The organism is Cobetia sp. SIMBA_158 (assembly GCF_046566945.1).
Taxonomy (GTDB): Bacteria; Pseudomonadota; Gammaproteobacteria; order Pseudomonadales; family Halomonadaceae; genus Cobetia; species Cobetia amphilecti.
This window is the reverse complement of sequence record NZ_JAWJYL010000003.1, coordinates 125972-141272: the sequence shown is the minus strand read 5'-3', so window position 1 is coordinate 141272 and position 15301 is coordinate 125972. Positions and strand designations below refer to the sequence as shown.

Below are 15301 nucleotides of genomic sequence, written 5' to 3'. Positions count from 1 at the left end.
GCCTTGCTTGCGTTGCCACTGCCTTTCCATTGCCGCAAAGGCGGCTTCTGCTCTAGTGCTTGAACCCCAGGGCTTGAAGCCCTGGGGTTCAGTTACGCTGTTTCTGCCCGTCACGCTTCTTGCTGGCGGTCGCAACAATCTGGCCCAGCTCATCATGGCGGCTGAACTGCACCGCGCAATTGCGGCCTTCATTCTTGGCGGCGTACAGCGCCATGTCCGCATTGTGTGATAGCTGTTCACGGTCGGTGCCATGTTGAGGGGCGATGGCAATCCCGATGCTGCAGCCCACTTCCAGCTTGTGCTCTTCATACAGGAATGGCTTGCCCAGACTGTCGATGATGCGCTGGGCCAGCTGGGCGAGTTCCCCGTGGCGACCCAGATTCGCCTGGATGTCGGCATTGTGGACCAGCACCACGAACTCATCGCCTCCCAGACGCGCGACGAAATCGCCCTTGCGCACCACCTGATTGAGTCGCTCCGCGATCACCTTGAGCGCCACATCCCCGGCGGCATGGCCGTGGGTATCATTGATGGGCTTGAACTTGTCGATGTCCAGCATCAGGCACGCCAGCTGCCCGCCTTCGCCACTGACGCTTTCGAGCCAATGCTCGACCCGCTCATAGAAATGCTGTCGATTGGGCAGCCCCGTCAGAGAATCATGCATCGCCAGTTGCGTGATGCGCTTCTTGTAGTTGTTGCTCTCGATGATGTTGTACTTGAACTTCTGCAGCGCCCGCGCCATCTGGCCCACTTCATTGGTGTGCTGGGTGCTGTCGATCACCACGCTGACATCGTCATTGGCCAGGGTATTCATGGTCTGGGTCAGACGACGGATCGGTACCAGCACATAACGCCCGAACAGCCACATCGAGATGCCGATCAGCACCACGATCATCGCCAGCGCCAGGCCATTGACCACCGGGGCCACCCTGGCCAGCAGCTTGAGCGTCTTGCCAACCGCGGCAGAGGTGGCCGCGATCCGCATGCGGCTTTCATGATCCAGCACCGCCAGTGCGTCAAGCGCCGGGGCATCATTGACCTTGACCAGCTGATCGATCTCACGCGGTGAAAGGTCTGCCTGCTCGTCATGCAGCTGGTTGACCTTGTTCAAACGGTCACCGTAGGACTGGATGACATCGGCGATATCGCGGATGGCACGTTGCTCGGCGGTGTTCATGCCCAGCGCACGATAAGCCGCCAGGGTAGCGCGCAGCGACTCGATGTCCTGCGCCGCCTGCTGACCGTAGATGGCGTCACTGCGCAGCACGTAATTCTTGAAGTGGTGGATCATCTCGCCATAGCCGAGGTCACGGCGCAGGTTGGCCACCAGGCGAGCCTTGCCCATGCCGTTCTCGAGCGGATTGTCATTGTCACGCAGCTCCGCGATGGAGATACGCCGCAGGGTATCCAGCCCCGAGACGGCCTGGAAATCATCGATCTGAACCAGCTTGTCGATATCGGCACTCGAGCGCCCCTGCTCGATCATCGTGCGTATTCTGGGCACCATCAGCTCATAGCGGCTGATGGTGGCACGCAGGCCCGCCACTGCATTTTCCTCCCCCTGGGTCAGCCCAAGGTTCTGATAACGGCTCAGAGCGCTGCGAGCGGCACCGATCTCGTTCTGCACCTCGCCGATCAGCTCGAGGTCCTGACGCAGCACGAGATTCTTGAAGTCATGCACCATGCCGCCATAGCCCAGAGCCTTGGTCAGCTGACCTTCCAGGCGCGGCTTGTCGGAGCGTGCCTGCTGATATTCCTGCCAGTCGCGCTGCAGGTCGGACACGTTGCGGGTAATGAATGCCAACACGACCAGCAACACCAGTCCCGCCAAGGCGGAAAGCGCACAGATGATGATGTTGATGGTGCGAAAGCGCAGGTTGGCCAGACTCATGAAGGCTATCTCTTGACGATGGGAGGAAACGTTCGACGAAAAACGCGTCACGCCGGCCAGCCGATGGGCGCTGCCAGCATGAAAAAGATACTGCCACGATACCAGATAAATCTAATACTTTACGCAGCAACTTCCCCCGAACCTCCCTTCATACGCTGTATGCCCGGGCCTGGATGTCCCAGGCTCGCGTCAGGTCGCCTCAGCCCCTGACAGGCTGACGTCGCGCCCATAAAAAATCTCCCACCGAAAATCGATGGGAGATTGCGTTTCTGGCCTGTGCCTGGCTTCGACCCTGTCCTCGGGCCCGAAGACAGACCCGACATCAGCTGTAGTAGGCGTTGGTCGTGTCAGTGTGGTCAGTGACGTCACGCACACCGGTCAGCTCCGGGATACGCTCCATCAGCGTCTTCTCGACACCATCCTTCAGCGTCAGATCGACGGCGGAGCAGCCCTGGCAACCGCCACCGAACTGCAGCACGGCGACCTGCTCTTCGGTCAGCTGCACCAGCTTGATCTCGCCACCGTGAGCCGCCAGACCCGGGTTGATCTCGCTGTAGAGCAGGTAGTTGATGCGGTCTTCCAGCGGGCTGTCAGCGTTGACCTTGGGCATCTTGGCGTTCGGCGCCTTGATGGTCAGCTGACCCCCCATGCGATCGGCATTGAAGTCGACGGTCGCTTCTTCCAGGAACGGCACGCTGTGCGAGTCGAGATAGACCTTCAGCTTCGGCAGATCCAGGATCTCATCCGTCGGCTCTTCTTCGCCCGGGCGGCAGTAGGCGAGACAGGTCTCGGCATACGGCGTGCCCGGCTGGGTAATGAAGATGCGCACGCCGATGCCTTCGACGTTCTGCTTCTCGAGCAGCTCGGCAAGATACTCCTGGGCGCTATCGGTAATCTGGATGCTCTCACTCATGGCGCAGAGACTCTCTTGATGTCAGGTGACTAATGGCTCCATGTTAAGGAAAACCTGCTGCACTCGCAATCCTGAGCAAATCACTCGGGTTTGGTGCCCTGCGCGCAGCCATTCCCTTGCGGGCACTCCTGACTGACTCATGTTGCGCATGAATCATGCTCATCGTGACGATTCTGCAGTCTGATACGATAGCCCAAACTGGCCAGGCGGGGATTTCGTGAGCGGATCCCTCGCCAGCGCCTCTCAATAGCAATGAGTTCGCGCCTGTGGCGTGTGACTTTCTCGGCAAGGTACTGGGCTCAGAAGGTACTGGCTTGGCAAAGTACTGGCCTGGCAGAGAACGCTACACGCCCGGGAGACAACGCGACAGGTCACGCACGCTGGAGTCCGTCATGGCGCAAGCCCTATCCCCTGTACCCTATTCTCTGCCCCTGCCCGACGCGCTGAGCCAGGCGCTGCAGGAACGTATCCTGATCCTCGATGGCGGCATGGGCACCATGTTGCAGAGCTATGGGCTGGAAGAGGAAGACTTCCGCGGTGAGCGCTTCGCCGACTGGCCCAGCGACATCAAGGGCAACAACGACCTGCTGGCGCTGACCCGGCCAGACATCGTCGAGGCGATCCACCGCGCCTACTTCGAGGCCGGCGCCGACATCGTCGAGACCAACACCTTCAATGCCACTCAGCTGTCGCAGTCCGATTACGGCATGCAGGCGCTGGTCCACGAGATCAATCTCGAATCGGCACGCCTGGCGCGCAAGACGGCGGATGCCGTGGCCGCCGAGACCGGCGTCCCGCGCTTCGTCGCCGGGGTGCTTGGCCCGACCAGCCGCACCTGCTCCATCTCGCCGGACGTGAATGACCCCGCCAAGCGCAACGTCACCTTCGATATCCTGCGCGACAACTACCGCGAAGCCGCATTGGCGCTCTTCGAGGGCGGCGCGGACCTGATCCTGATCGAGACCATCTTCGACACCCTGAATGCCAAGGCGGCGATCTACGCCCTCGAGGAGCTGTTCGACGAAGGCCATCCGCGCCTGCCGGTGATGATCTCCGGCACCATCACCGATGCCTCGGGGCGTACGCTGTCCGGCCAGACCACCGAAGCCTTCTGGAACTCGGTGCGTCACGCGCGCCCACTGAGCATCGGCCTCAACTGCGCGCTGGGCGCCGAGGAGCTGCGCCCTTACCTGCGTGAGCTGTCCGAGAAAGCCGATACCTTCGTCTCCGCGCACCCCAACGCCGGCCTGCCCAACGAATTCGGCGAGTACGACCAGACCCCGGACGAGATGGCCGAGATCATCGGCTCCTTCGCCGTGGCGGGCCTGCTCAACATCATCGGTGGCTGCTGTGGCTCCACCCCAGAGCACATCCAGGCGGTCAAGCGCGTGGTGGCCCAGTACCCGCCGCGCAAGGTGCCAAAGATCGCGCCGGCCTGCCGCCTGTCAGGGCTTGAGCCCTTCAACATCCAGCCGGACTCGCTGTTCGTGAATGTCGGTGAGCGTACCAACGTCACCGGCTCCGCGCGCTTCCGTCGTCTGATCAAGGAGGAGGACTACACCACCGCGCTGGAAGTCGCCCTCGAGCAGGTCGAGAACGGCGCCCAGGTCATCGACGTCAACATGGATGAGGGCATGCTGGAGTCACAGGAGGCCATGGTGCGCTTTTTGAACCTGATCGCCTCGGAGCCGGACATCTCGCGCGTGCCGATCATGGTCGATTCCTCGAAGTGGGACATCATCGAGGCGGGGCTCAAGTGCATCCAGGGCAAGGCGGTGGTCAATTCCATCTCGCTCAAGGAAGGCGAGGAAAGCTTCCGTCAGCAGGCGCAGATCTGTCGCCGTCACGGCGCCGCCGTGGTGGTCATGGCCTTCGATGATGTCGGCCAGGCCGATACCTATCAGCGCAAGATCGAGATCTGCGAGCGCGCCTACCGGATGCTGGTCGATGACATCGGCTTCCCGGCCGAGGACATCATCTTCGACCCCAACATCTTCGCCATCGCCACCGGCATCGAGGAGCACAACAACTACGGGGTCGATTTCATCGAGGCCACGCGCTGGATTCATGACAACCTGCCCCACGCGATGATTTCCGGTGGCGTCTCCAACGTGTCCTTCTCGTTCCGTGGCAACAATCCGGTCCGCGAAGCGATCCATTCGGTATTCCTCTATCACGCCATCCAGGCGGGCCTGAGCATGGGTATCGTCAACGCCGGCCAGCTGGCGCTCTACGATGACCTGCCCGGGGAGCTGCGCGACGCCGTCGAGGACGTGGTACTCAACCGCCGCGATGACAGCACCGAGCGCCTGCTCGACATCGCCGACAAGTACAAGGGCGATGGCAGCAGCGGCGAGAAGAAGGAAGACCTCGAATGGCGCAGCTGGTCGGTCAACAAGCGCATCGAACACGCGCTGGTCAAGGGCATCACCGTCCATATCGAGGAAGATACCGAAGAGGCACGCCTGCAGGCAGCCCGACCCATCGAGGTCATCGAAGGGCCGTTGATGGACGGCATGAATGTGGTCGGCGACCTGTTCGGCGCGGGCAAGATGTTCCTGCCCCAGGTGGTGAAGTCGGCGCGCGTCATGAAGCAGGCGGTCGCCCACCTGATCCCCTTCATCGAGGCCGAGAAGAGCGGCGAGACCCAGGCCAAGGGCAAGATCGTCATGGCCACCGTCAAGGGCGATGTCCACGACATCGGCAAGAACATCGTCGGCGTGGTACTTCAGTGCAACAACTATGAGGTGATCGACCTGGGCGTGATGGTGCCGGCGGAGAAGATCCTGCAGACCGCCATCGACGAGAAGGCCGACATCATCGGGCTTTCCGGGCTGATCACGCCGTCGCTGGACGAGATGGTCAATGTCGCCAGGGAGATGCAGCGCCGTGGTTTCGAGTTGCCGCTGCTGATCGGTGGCGCGACCACCTCCAAGGCACATACCGCCGTCAAGATCGAACCGCAGTATGAGCAGCCGGTCATCTATGTCACCGACGCCTCGCGCGCGGTGGGGGTGGCCTCGCGCCTGCTGTCGCCGGAACTCAAGGCAGCCTATGTCGACCAGATTCGCACCGAGTACGCCGTGGTACGCGAGCGCAACGCCAAGCGCCGCCCCAAGGCCGCGGATCTCGACTACCGCGAGGCGCGCAAGCGCCGTTTCCAGCCCGATTGGGAGCATTACACCCCGCCGGCCCCCAGCTTCACCGGTCTCAAGGTCTTCGATGACTACGATCTGAATGAACTGGTCGAGCGCATCGACTGGACGCCCTTCTTCATGAGCTGGCAGCTGGCGGGCAAGTACCCGAAGATTCTGCAGGATGAGACGGTCGGGGAAGCGGCGCGTTCGCTGTTTGCCGATGCCAGAGTGATGCTGCGCAAACTGATCGATGACAAGGTGCTGTTGGCGCGTGGCGTGATCGGCTTCTGGCCGGCCAACTGCGTCGACGACGACACTCTGGAAGTCTACGCCGATGAGTCACGCACCCAGGTGGTCGAGCGCCTGCATCATATCCGTCAGCAGATGACCAAGAACCGTGATGGCGTCTGTCACAGTCTTGCCGACTTCATCGCCCCGCGTGACAGTGGCAAGCCGGACTGGATCGGTGGCTTCGCCGTGACCACCGGACATGGCGCGGATGAACTGGCCAGGGAGTACGAGGCGGCGGGCGATGATTACAACGCCATCATGGTCAAGGCGCTGGCGGACCGCCTCGCCGAAGCCTTTGCCGAGCGCCTGCACGAGCGCGTACGCAAGGAGTTCTGGGGCTACGATAGCCAGGAAGTGCTCGACAACGAGGCGTTGATCGCCGAGAAGTATCGCGGCATTCGTCCGGCGCCCGGCTATCCGGCCTGTCCGGATCACACCGAGAAGGCCACGCTGTTCCGCATGCTCGAACCGGAGACGCATGCCGGCATGGTGCTGACCGAGAGCTTTGCCATGTGGCCGGCGGCCGCCGTGTCTGGCTGGTACTTCGCGCACCCGGAGTCGAAGTACTTCTCCACCGGCAAGATCACCCGCGATCAGGTGCAGTCCCTGGCGAGTCGCAAGGCAATGGAGCTTTCCGAGATGGAGCGCTGGCTGTCGCCGGTGCTGAGCTACGATCCCGACGCCGATTGATCCCCTCCATCAGCCGCCACGCCGGTTGATGCAGCCAATGACAGCTTTACGCGCCTCACCTCTCAGGAGGTGGGCGCGCTGTCGTCTGAGAGGCGATGTCTTCAGTTTGCCGAGCGCGCTATCATGGCGCTCTTCCTTGTCTGCTGTCGTGAGTCGCCCGTGCTGCCGTTGTCACTGCTTTGTTTATCACTGCTTTGTTTGTCTCTGCTCTGTCTATCACTGTCCTGTTTGTCTCTGCTCGGTTTCTCGCTGTTCTGTTCATCGCAGCCCCGTTCACTGGTTTCCCGTTTGTCAGCCGCCGTCGAGGCTCTTGCCCCCTCCTGCTCCTATCACCTTTCCGACTCCCCGCGTGGAGGCGTCTGATGCTGGGGGATCTTGCGCGCAACACACGAATTCTGAAGCTGGCGCTGCCGATCATCGGGGCGATGCTGTCGCAGAGTCTGCTCAACCTGATCGACGCGGCACTGGTCGGCAGTCTGGGCGAGACGGCGCTGGCGGGTGTGGGAATCGGTGGCTATGCCATGTTCATGGTCACGGCGCTGATCTTCGGGCTGTCTTCCGCCGTCCAGGCACAGACCTCGCGACGGCTGGGCGAGGAAGCGCCGGAGCGTTGTGGCGAAGGCCTGAATGCCGGTCTGGTGCTGGCGTTGTCGATCGGCATTCCCGTTACCCTCGCCTGCTATCACTGGGCCGAGCCGCTGCTGTCGCTGATCAATGACCAGCCCGGCGTGCATGAAACCGCCGCCTCGTATTTCCAATGGCGTGTGCTGGGACTGATCCCGGTCGCCATGGCGTTCTGCTTCCGAGGCTTCTGGAATGGCCTGCAGCGCACCGGCATCTATCTGCGCATCATGTTGATCACCCAGGCGGTCAATGTCGTGCTCAGCATCATTCTGATTCACGGTCTGTTCGGCGCCCCGCAGATGGGCGCCGATGGCGCCGGGGCCGGTACGACGCTGTCCCTGCTGGTCGCATTGGCGCTGTGGATCAAGGCGACGCTGGGCGAGCGCAGTCTGCACGGCGTCCTGCACGCCTGGCCGCCGATGACGCATTACCTGACGCTGCTCAAGCTGGCGGTGCCCCACTCCTTTCAGCAGCTATGGTTCGCGGCGGGCTACGCGATGCTGTTCTGGATACTCGGTCAGATCGATGCGGCCAGTGTCGCGGTCGGCCATGTGCTGGTGAATCTCTCCCTGCTGCTGATATTGCCCGGGGTCGGACTTGGACTGGCCGCCATGAGTCTGGTGGGTCAGGCCCTGGGCAGCGGCGAGCATGAAGAGGCCCATCGCTGGGGGTGGGACACCGTGCGCGTGGCACTGCCGTGTCTGTTGCTGCTGGGCTTGCCGCTGTGGGTCGCGCCGGAAAGCGTGCTCGGGCTGTTCCTGCATCGCCCGCCATTGATCGAACTGGGCCTGCTGCCGCTGCAGATGACAGCCGCCATGATCGTGCTCGACTGCACCGCCATCGTGTTGGCCCAGGCACTGCTGGGCGCCGGCGCCCATCGCACCGTGATGCTTGCCACCTTGAGCCTGCAGTGGCTGATCTTTCTGCCCGCGGCCTGGTGGTGGGGCGTCCATCAGGAAGGTGGCCTCGTCGCCATCTGGGCGATACAGCTCGCCTATCGCCTGCTCAACTCGCTCGTCTTCGGGCTTATCTGGCAACGCAGAGCGTGGCAAACCTTGCGCCTTTGAATATGTTCTCTGGTGCAGCCAGCCAGCAGCCTTTGCTGCCACTCGCGCCTGTAGCCCCCATGGAATACATCAAGAGATAATGATATATGTCGTTCAATCGTTGAAGCTTGGTAAATGGCAGTCTTGTTGAAGTCCATACCCAGCTTGCCCAGTCGCGTACCCTGATAGAAACAAAAGTAAATGCACTAGGGAGAACGCCATGTCCGCTGCCACCATCAGGACAGGACGAGCACAACTTGGCTTGCCAAGGCTGATCGTCCTGTGTGGTTGCCTTGCCCTCAGCGGGCTGGTCAATGCCTCATCCTCTTTATCTTCCTCTTACTCTTCCTCCCCCGTTCTCACGCCTCGAGCCTCCGAAAACACTCAAGCCTCTGCCTACCCTTCAGGCCAATCGAGGGCGCGTGGTGCACAGGAGGCGATGCCTGGACGCCCGCTGACCGCCACCTTCGTGAACCCCGGACTGCGTGGCGAACGCTTCTGGGACATGGTGACCGACACCATGCAAGCGGCCGCCCTGGACCTGAATATCTCACTGGAAGTCGTCTACGCCGAGCGCAATCCCTACCTGCTCAAGAAACTCGCGATTCAGGCTTTAAAGAGCCCTGCCGCTCCGGATTATCTCCTGCTGGTCAATGAAGAGCAGGCGGCATCCGAGTTGTTGGCGATTGCGGATGGCCACGACACCCATGTCGTGATGCTGTTGAACGGACTGACCCGCGAAGAGGCGCTGACCCATGGCACCCCGGGGTCCCTCCACCCCTCCTGGATCGGCAGCGTCATCCCGGACAACCATACTGCGGGCAAACGCATGGCGACCCAGCTGATCAAGGTGGCGCGAGAAGGCTCGCCCACCGGCCAATTGCATGGGCTTGCCTTGATCGGTGACACCCGAACCCCTGCCTCGATTGCTCGCAATACCGGCATGGTGGCCGGCTTTTCCCAAGACCAGGATGTCCAGATAGACCGCATACTCGAGGCGCGCTGGAATACCCGGGATGCCGAACATCTTACTGCGCAATATCTCAAGTGGGTCAGCCGCTCAAGCGGTCAGAATGATCTGATCTGGGCGGCGAATGATGCCATGGCCGAGGGGGCCATTCTTGCGCTCGAGTCAGCGGGCCTCACGCCCGGCGTGGACGTGCTGGTGGCAGGGCTCAACTGGTCACCGGAGGGGATCAGCATGGTGAAGGACCAGCGCATGCTGTTGACGGACGGCGGTCATTTCATGGCGGGAGCCTGGGCGATGGTGATGGCAAGAGACCATGCCGATATCGAGGAATGGTCTCCCAGAACCGTCAACTTCCCGATGAGCGCGATCACGCATGACAATGTGGCGCGATATGGCCCGCTTCTGGAGAACCCTGACTGGGAAGCTGCAGATTTCGCCGCCTTCGGCTTGCAGGCATCGCGGGATGACTATGAGTTTGATCCGATGAGGGTATTGACGCAGATGCTTGGCCACCAGGCCGCGGCATCTGGATTGCCCCCTCAGGCTCCTGCTACCCAGAAGAAGACTGCACGTTCCAGCGCGCTCATGGACACCCCCCAATGAGGAGGCGCAAGGAGAGCTCGCAGGGCAACGTCCATCGCCACCGAGGGAGAACAGCGTGATCAATGATGGCCCGAAACTCGCCAAGGCCCCCGGTACGGCGCCCGAGAGTGATGGCGAGCATGCGTCACCGCTCAGATGGCGAATACTGCGGATACTTGCACCGCTGGTATTCACCATCTGTGCCATCAGTGGAGCCGTGAGTTATTACCTGTATGCCAGCGAGGCCGTCGAGCACATGCATGATGACCATCAGGAAATGATGGATATCGTGGCGCTGTCGATGCCGGACGCCATATGGAACTTCGACGATGAGAGAATCCATGCCTACCTCGAGACTCTCAGTCACCACGCCAGTGTTCATGCCGTGCGCTACTTCAATCATGAGGGGGAGCTTGTCGAGGAGATTGCCAAGAGCGGCACAGCATTGGATCCCGTCACGCATTCGAAGCCACTTGTCTATCAGAACTCACTGGTCAAGCAGGCCGTTGGCAGGCTTGAACTGGAGAGCACCAACGCCCCGTTGCTTGCCACCCGTTACCAGGGTGGAGCTGTGCTGTTCGGGATCGCCCTGACCATCATTCTGTCGATCCTGCTGATGCTTTCCTGGCAGTTGAAGCGCTATGTGATGGACCCCTTGAGCAAGGCCGTGAGGCGCATGCGGCAGCTGGAGGGCCAGCATGCCACCTTCCAACGCATTCCCCCCGTTCACTCGCGCGAGATCAACAAGGTCATCGTGGAGCTGAACAAGCTGGGGGAGCGAATCTTCAACATGATGGAAGCGCTGCGTGACAACGAGGAGCGCTATCAACACTTCTATCGTGATACCCCCGCGTTGCTGCTGGTGATCGACGACAAGGGCACTGTGCAGGATGCCAGCGAGCAAATGCTGGAGGTGACCGGCTGGGCTCGTGAACATCTTGTCGGCATGCCCTTTCATGCTCTCATCAGCAGTCAGAATGGCAAGCACATCCATCGCATCAGCACGGCCTTGCGACTGGGCAATGCCTGCAACGACCTGGTGATGACATTGAACTGCCAACACCAGGAAGACCGTCAGGTTCAGGTAGTCATTCCCGCCGCCAATGGCAGCCAGGCCCGGGGCACGATGATGCTGCTGACGGACATCACCGAACTGACCAGGACCCAGCAACGGCTGTTGGAGCATGAGCTGATTGACCCCTTGACGCAGTTACCCAACCGGCTGTCGCTCAATCAGCATGTACAGCAGTTGATCGCACGTGACGCTGTCTTTGGTTTGCTGCTGGTCAATATCGATCGATTCCACAGCATCAATCACCACCTGGGGCCGATGGACGGCGATCTGCTGTTGAAAGAGGTTGGCGCACGGCTCAAGGAGTGTGACCCCGACTGGATCGGACGTACTGGGGGTGATGAATTCGTCATGACCTGTGATATCAATGACTTGCGCGCACTTGTCCATAGGATTCAAATCGCTTTCTCCCATCCGCTGCTCAAGGCTGGTGAACCCATCCATCTCAGCCTGAGCATGGCGGGCCTGCAGGCGCAGGCAGATGACGAGAGCCCCAGCCGCCTGATGCGTCTACTGGAACTTACCGTGGTGGACATCAAGCACAAGGGGGGCAATCAATACCGTACCTGCGTCCGCGATAGCGCGCTGGAAGACGGTGAGCCGTTGTTCCTGAAGGAGCGCATGATTCGCGAAGCCTTGACCATGGGCTGGTTCCGCCTTCATCTACAGCCCATCTTCCGGGCGACCAGCGCGGACCTGGAGGCTCCGGAACTGCTCGGCGCGGAGGCACTGATCCGCCTTGAGCACCCTGAGCTCGGCCTGGTGCCCCCCGATGAGTTCATTGCGGCGGCAGAAAAGACTGGACAGATCGTCGAGATCGGCAACTGGGTATTGGAAGAGGCTGCCGTCATTCTGTGCGAATGGCGACGACTCGGGATCGAGGAGCGCTATCTGTCCGTCAATGCCTCCGTCATCCAGTTCAGGGATCAAGGTATTCTGCACCAGCTCGAGTCACTGCTCGAGCGCTACCCGATTCGTCCCTCGCAGCTGGTGGTCGAGGTCACCGAGAACCTGATGCTCGACAGCAAAGACAGCCTGCGTTATCAACTGCAGGCAATACGCAGACTGGGCGTCAACCTCTCGTTGGATGATTTCGGGACAGGCTTCTCATGCCTCTCCTATCTGCATGACCTGCCTTTCGGCATCCTGAAGGTCGATCGCTCCTTCGTCATGAATGTCGAGACCAGTCGCCGGGACAGGGAGCTGGCGCGGGTCATCGTCGCGATGGGCCAATCACTCGGCATGCAGGTCGTTGTCGAGGGGGTCGAGGAGCGGGGGCAAGCCGAAATCTTCCAGGCCATGGGTGTCCACGCCTTCCAGGGCTATCTCTTCGGTCGCCCGATGCCGCAGCAGGCCTTCGAGACTCGCTTTCACACCAACGCGGATGCGCGTGTCAGTCTGCTGAAAGCTGTCAGGAGCGCACCAGGCACAGACAATGACCCGGGCTGATGGCATCTGACAGAGGCCCTCCGTTCTGCGCAAGCCCGGAACGCGGCAGGCCCGTGCCTGTCGTGAGACCCCGGGCAACATGGCCAGACGCCTCACCCTCCGGCGGCTGGTCTTTTCTTTTTCTTTGCTGGTAGGCAAACTCAACGCGCCTTCTTAATAACGCCATCGTCGAAAACTATGAGGATTTATTCTTTTAAAGAATAAAGAATAGAGGGTATGGTGGCTTCAGCATCAACAAGATTCGCATCAGTGGACGATCATCTGATGCCCGACCGCAGGACACCCCTGACATGTATCGCTATGACACCTACGACCAGACACTGGTCGACGAGCGGGTAGCTCAGTTCAAGGACCAGATGGATCGCTATCTGGCGGGCCGTCTGGGAGATGAAGAATTCCGCCCTCTGCGCCTACAGAACGGCCTCTACATCCAGCGTCATGCCCCGATGCTGCGTATCGCCATTCCCTACGGCATGTTGAGCGCTGTCCAGCTGCGCGCCATGGCGGCCATCAGTCGTCGTTATGACCGTTCCTATGGACACTTCACGACTCGCCAGAATCTGCAGCTGAACTGGCCGAAGCTGGAAGATGTCCCGGCGATTCTCGCCGAACTGGCTCAGGTCGAGATGCATGCGATCCAGACCAGCGGCAACTGCATCCGCAATACCACCACTGACCAGTTCGCCGGTATCGCGGAAGACGAGACCGTCGATCCGCGTCCCTGGTGTGAGCTGATCCGTCAGTGGTCCACGCTTCACCCGGAATTCGCCTATCTGCCGCGCAAGTTCAAGATTGCCGTCACCGGTGCCAGCGCCGACCGTGCTGCCATCCAGGTCCACGATATCGGCATTCGTCTCAACCGCGCCGACGATGGCAGCGTCAAGGCCACCATCCTGGCGGGTGGCGGTCTCGGCCGTACGCCGATGGTCGGCGACATCGTGCGCGAAGACCTCGACTGGCAGCACCTGCTGACCTATCTGGACGCCATCGTGCGTGTCTACAACCAGTGGGGCCGTCGCGACAACAAGTACAAGGCGCGCATCAAGATCCTGGTCAAGGCACTGGGAATCGAGGAATTCCGTCGTCGCGTCGAGGAAGAATGGGCCCACCTCAAGGATGGCCCGGAAACCCTCACCGACTCCGCCGTCACCAAGGCGACCAGCTACTTCCCCGAGCCTGAGCGCCGTGAAGTCAGCGCCGAGGCCATCGAGGCCTATGAGACCCTGCGCCGCGAGAACCGTGCCTTCGCGCGTTTCGTGACCAACAACGTCGTCGGCCACAAGGTGCCGGGCTACAAGGCCGTCACCCTGTCGCTCAAGCGCCGTGAACTAGCCCCGGGTGACGTCACTGCCGACCAGATGGATGCCGTGGCTGACCTTGCGGAGCAGTATGGCTTCGGTGAACTGCGCGTGACTCACGAGCAGAACCTGGTGCTGTCTGACGTGCCGGTTGATGAACTCGAGACACTCTGGAAGGCGCTGGAAGAACTCGGCATGGCCAACCCGACCGTGGGCACGCTGGCGGACATGATCTGCTGCCCGGGTGGCGATTTCTGCTCGCTGGCCAATGCCAAGTCGATTCCCATCGCTCAGGCACTGCAGGACCGCTTCGAAGACCTCGACTTCCTGTATGACCTCGGCCCGCTGGACCTGAACATCTCGGGCTGCATGAACGCCTGTGGCCATCACCACGTCGGCAACATCGGCATCCTTGGGGTGGACAAGAAAGGCCAGGAGTTCTACCAGGTCTCGCTGGGCGGACGCAGCGACGACAACGCCACGCTCGGCAAGATCCTCGGCCCGTCCTTCAATGCCGAAGACATGCCGAACGTCATCGACAAGGTGCTGCAGGTGTACGTCGAGCAGCGTCTGGAAGATGAAGTCTTCGTCGATACCTACCACCGCATCGGCATGAAGCCGTTCAAGGAGCGGGTCTATGCCTGAGGTGACTGCAGAAATGACATCAGCACGTGAATTGACCGATCAGCGCCAGGGTGGCGTCATCCGTCAGAATCAGCTGGTGAGCGAAGATGCCTGGCAGGTCGTGCGTCTGGATGAAGACGGCAATCTGCCGAGCTATCAGCAACCCGCCCTGCTGCCGCTGGCAGAATGGCAGGCGCTGGTCGCCGCCGGTGAAGGCTCTGATCATCTGGCGCCCTGGCTTGCCAGTGACACCGAGCTCACGCCGGAACTGGGCAAGGCACTGGCGGACGCACCGCTGCTGGCAGTCGACTTCCCGAACTTCAATGATGGCCGCGGTTACACCATCGCACGCCTGATGCGCGAGCGCTTCGGCTATCAGGGTGAGATTCGCGCCATCGGTGACGTGCTGGTGGATCAACTCCACTACATGAGCCGTTGCGGCATCAGTGCTTTCGCCCTGCGTGACGATCAATACGTGGAAGATGCCTTGCATGCCCTGAGCTCGTTCAGCGTCAGCTACCAGACCGGCGTCGACCAGAAGACGCCGCTATTCGCGCGTCGCTGATCGCCCGCTCTTGATCACTCACTGCTTCTGCCTTCGGATAGACACTGGATAGAAGGCAATCGCAGCCGAGTGAGCCAAGCAAAAGCCCCCGTCCAGGATGCTCTCCTGGGCGGGGGCTTTTTTCATGCCGGATGTTTCATATCTGAAGT

Annotated in this window: 8 protein-coding genes; 6 read left to right on the top strand and 2 right to left on the bottom strand. The window is 61.0% G+C overall.

The window, feature by feature from the left end; translation table 11 throughout:
• Positions 1-88: 88 nt before the first annotated feature.
• Both R2R70_RS06585 and nfuA read right to left on the bottom strand, forming a co-directional pair.
• Positions 89-1891 carry a diguanylate cyclase domain-containing protein gene (locus R2R70_RS06585; RefSeq protein WP_410977642.1) on the bottom strand — a complete coding sequence of 601 codons (1803 nt, stop codon included), beginning with the start codon at positions 1889-1891 and terminating at the stop codon, positions 89-91.
• 322 nt (positions 1892-2213) lie between these two features.
• Positions 2214-2804, bottom strand: a complete 591-nt coding sequence (gene nfuA / locus R2R70_RS06580) for a Fe-S biogenesis protein NfuA (RefSeq protein WP_410977641.1) — start codon at positions 2802-2804, stop codon at positions 2214-2216.
• Positions 2805-3196: 392 nt separating this feature from the next.
• On the opposite strand from nfuA, the gene metH reads away from it, so the two are divergent.
• From metH to R2R70_RS06550, 6 genes are all read left to right on the top strand, one after another.
• A complete protein-coding gene (metH, locus tag R2R70_RS06575; protein ID WP_410977640.1) occupies positions 3197-6922 on the top strand; it encodes a methionine synthase in 3726 nt (1241 codons plus the stop codon).
• A gap of 362 nt (positions 6923-7284) precedes the next feature.
• Complete coding sequence (locus R2R70_RS06570) at positions 7285-8613, top strand: MATE family efflux transporter (RefSeq protein WP_410977639.1); 1329 nt, start codon at positions 7285-7287, stop codon at positions 8611-8613.
• Positions 8614-9031: 418 nt separating this feature from the next.
• Positions 9032-10165, top strand: a complete 1134-nt coding sequence (locus R2R70_RS06565; protein ID WP_410977638.1) for an ABC transporter substrate-binding protein — start codon at positions 9032-9034, stop codon at positions 10163-10165.
• 55 nt (positions 10166-10220) lie between these two features.
• On the top strand, positions 10221-12665 hold the full coding sequence (locus tag R2R70_RS06560) for a putative bifunctional diguanylate cyclase/phosphodiesterase (protein ID WP_410977637.1): 2445 nt from the start codon (positions 10221-10223) through the stop codon (positions 12663-12665).
• A 290-nt stretch (positions 12666-12955) separates the two neighbouring features.
• A complete protein-coding gene (locus R2R70_RS06555) occupies positions 12956-14608 on the top strand; it encodes a nitrite/sulfite reductase (protein WP_141391638.1) in 1653 nt (550 codons plus the stop codon).
• Positions 14601-15152, top strand: coding sequence for a DUF934 domain-containing protein (locus R2R70_RS06550; RefSeq protein ID WP_082388755.1), 552 nt, complete (start codon positions 14601-14603; stop codon positions 15150-15152). The genes R2R70_RS06555 and R2R70_RS06550 overlap by 8 nt, the downstream gene beginning before the upstream one ends.
• The last annotated feature ends 149 nt before the right edge of the window (positions 15153-15301 follow it).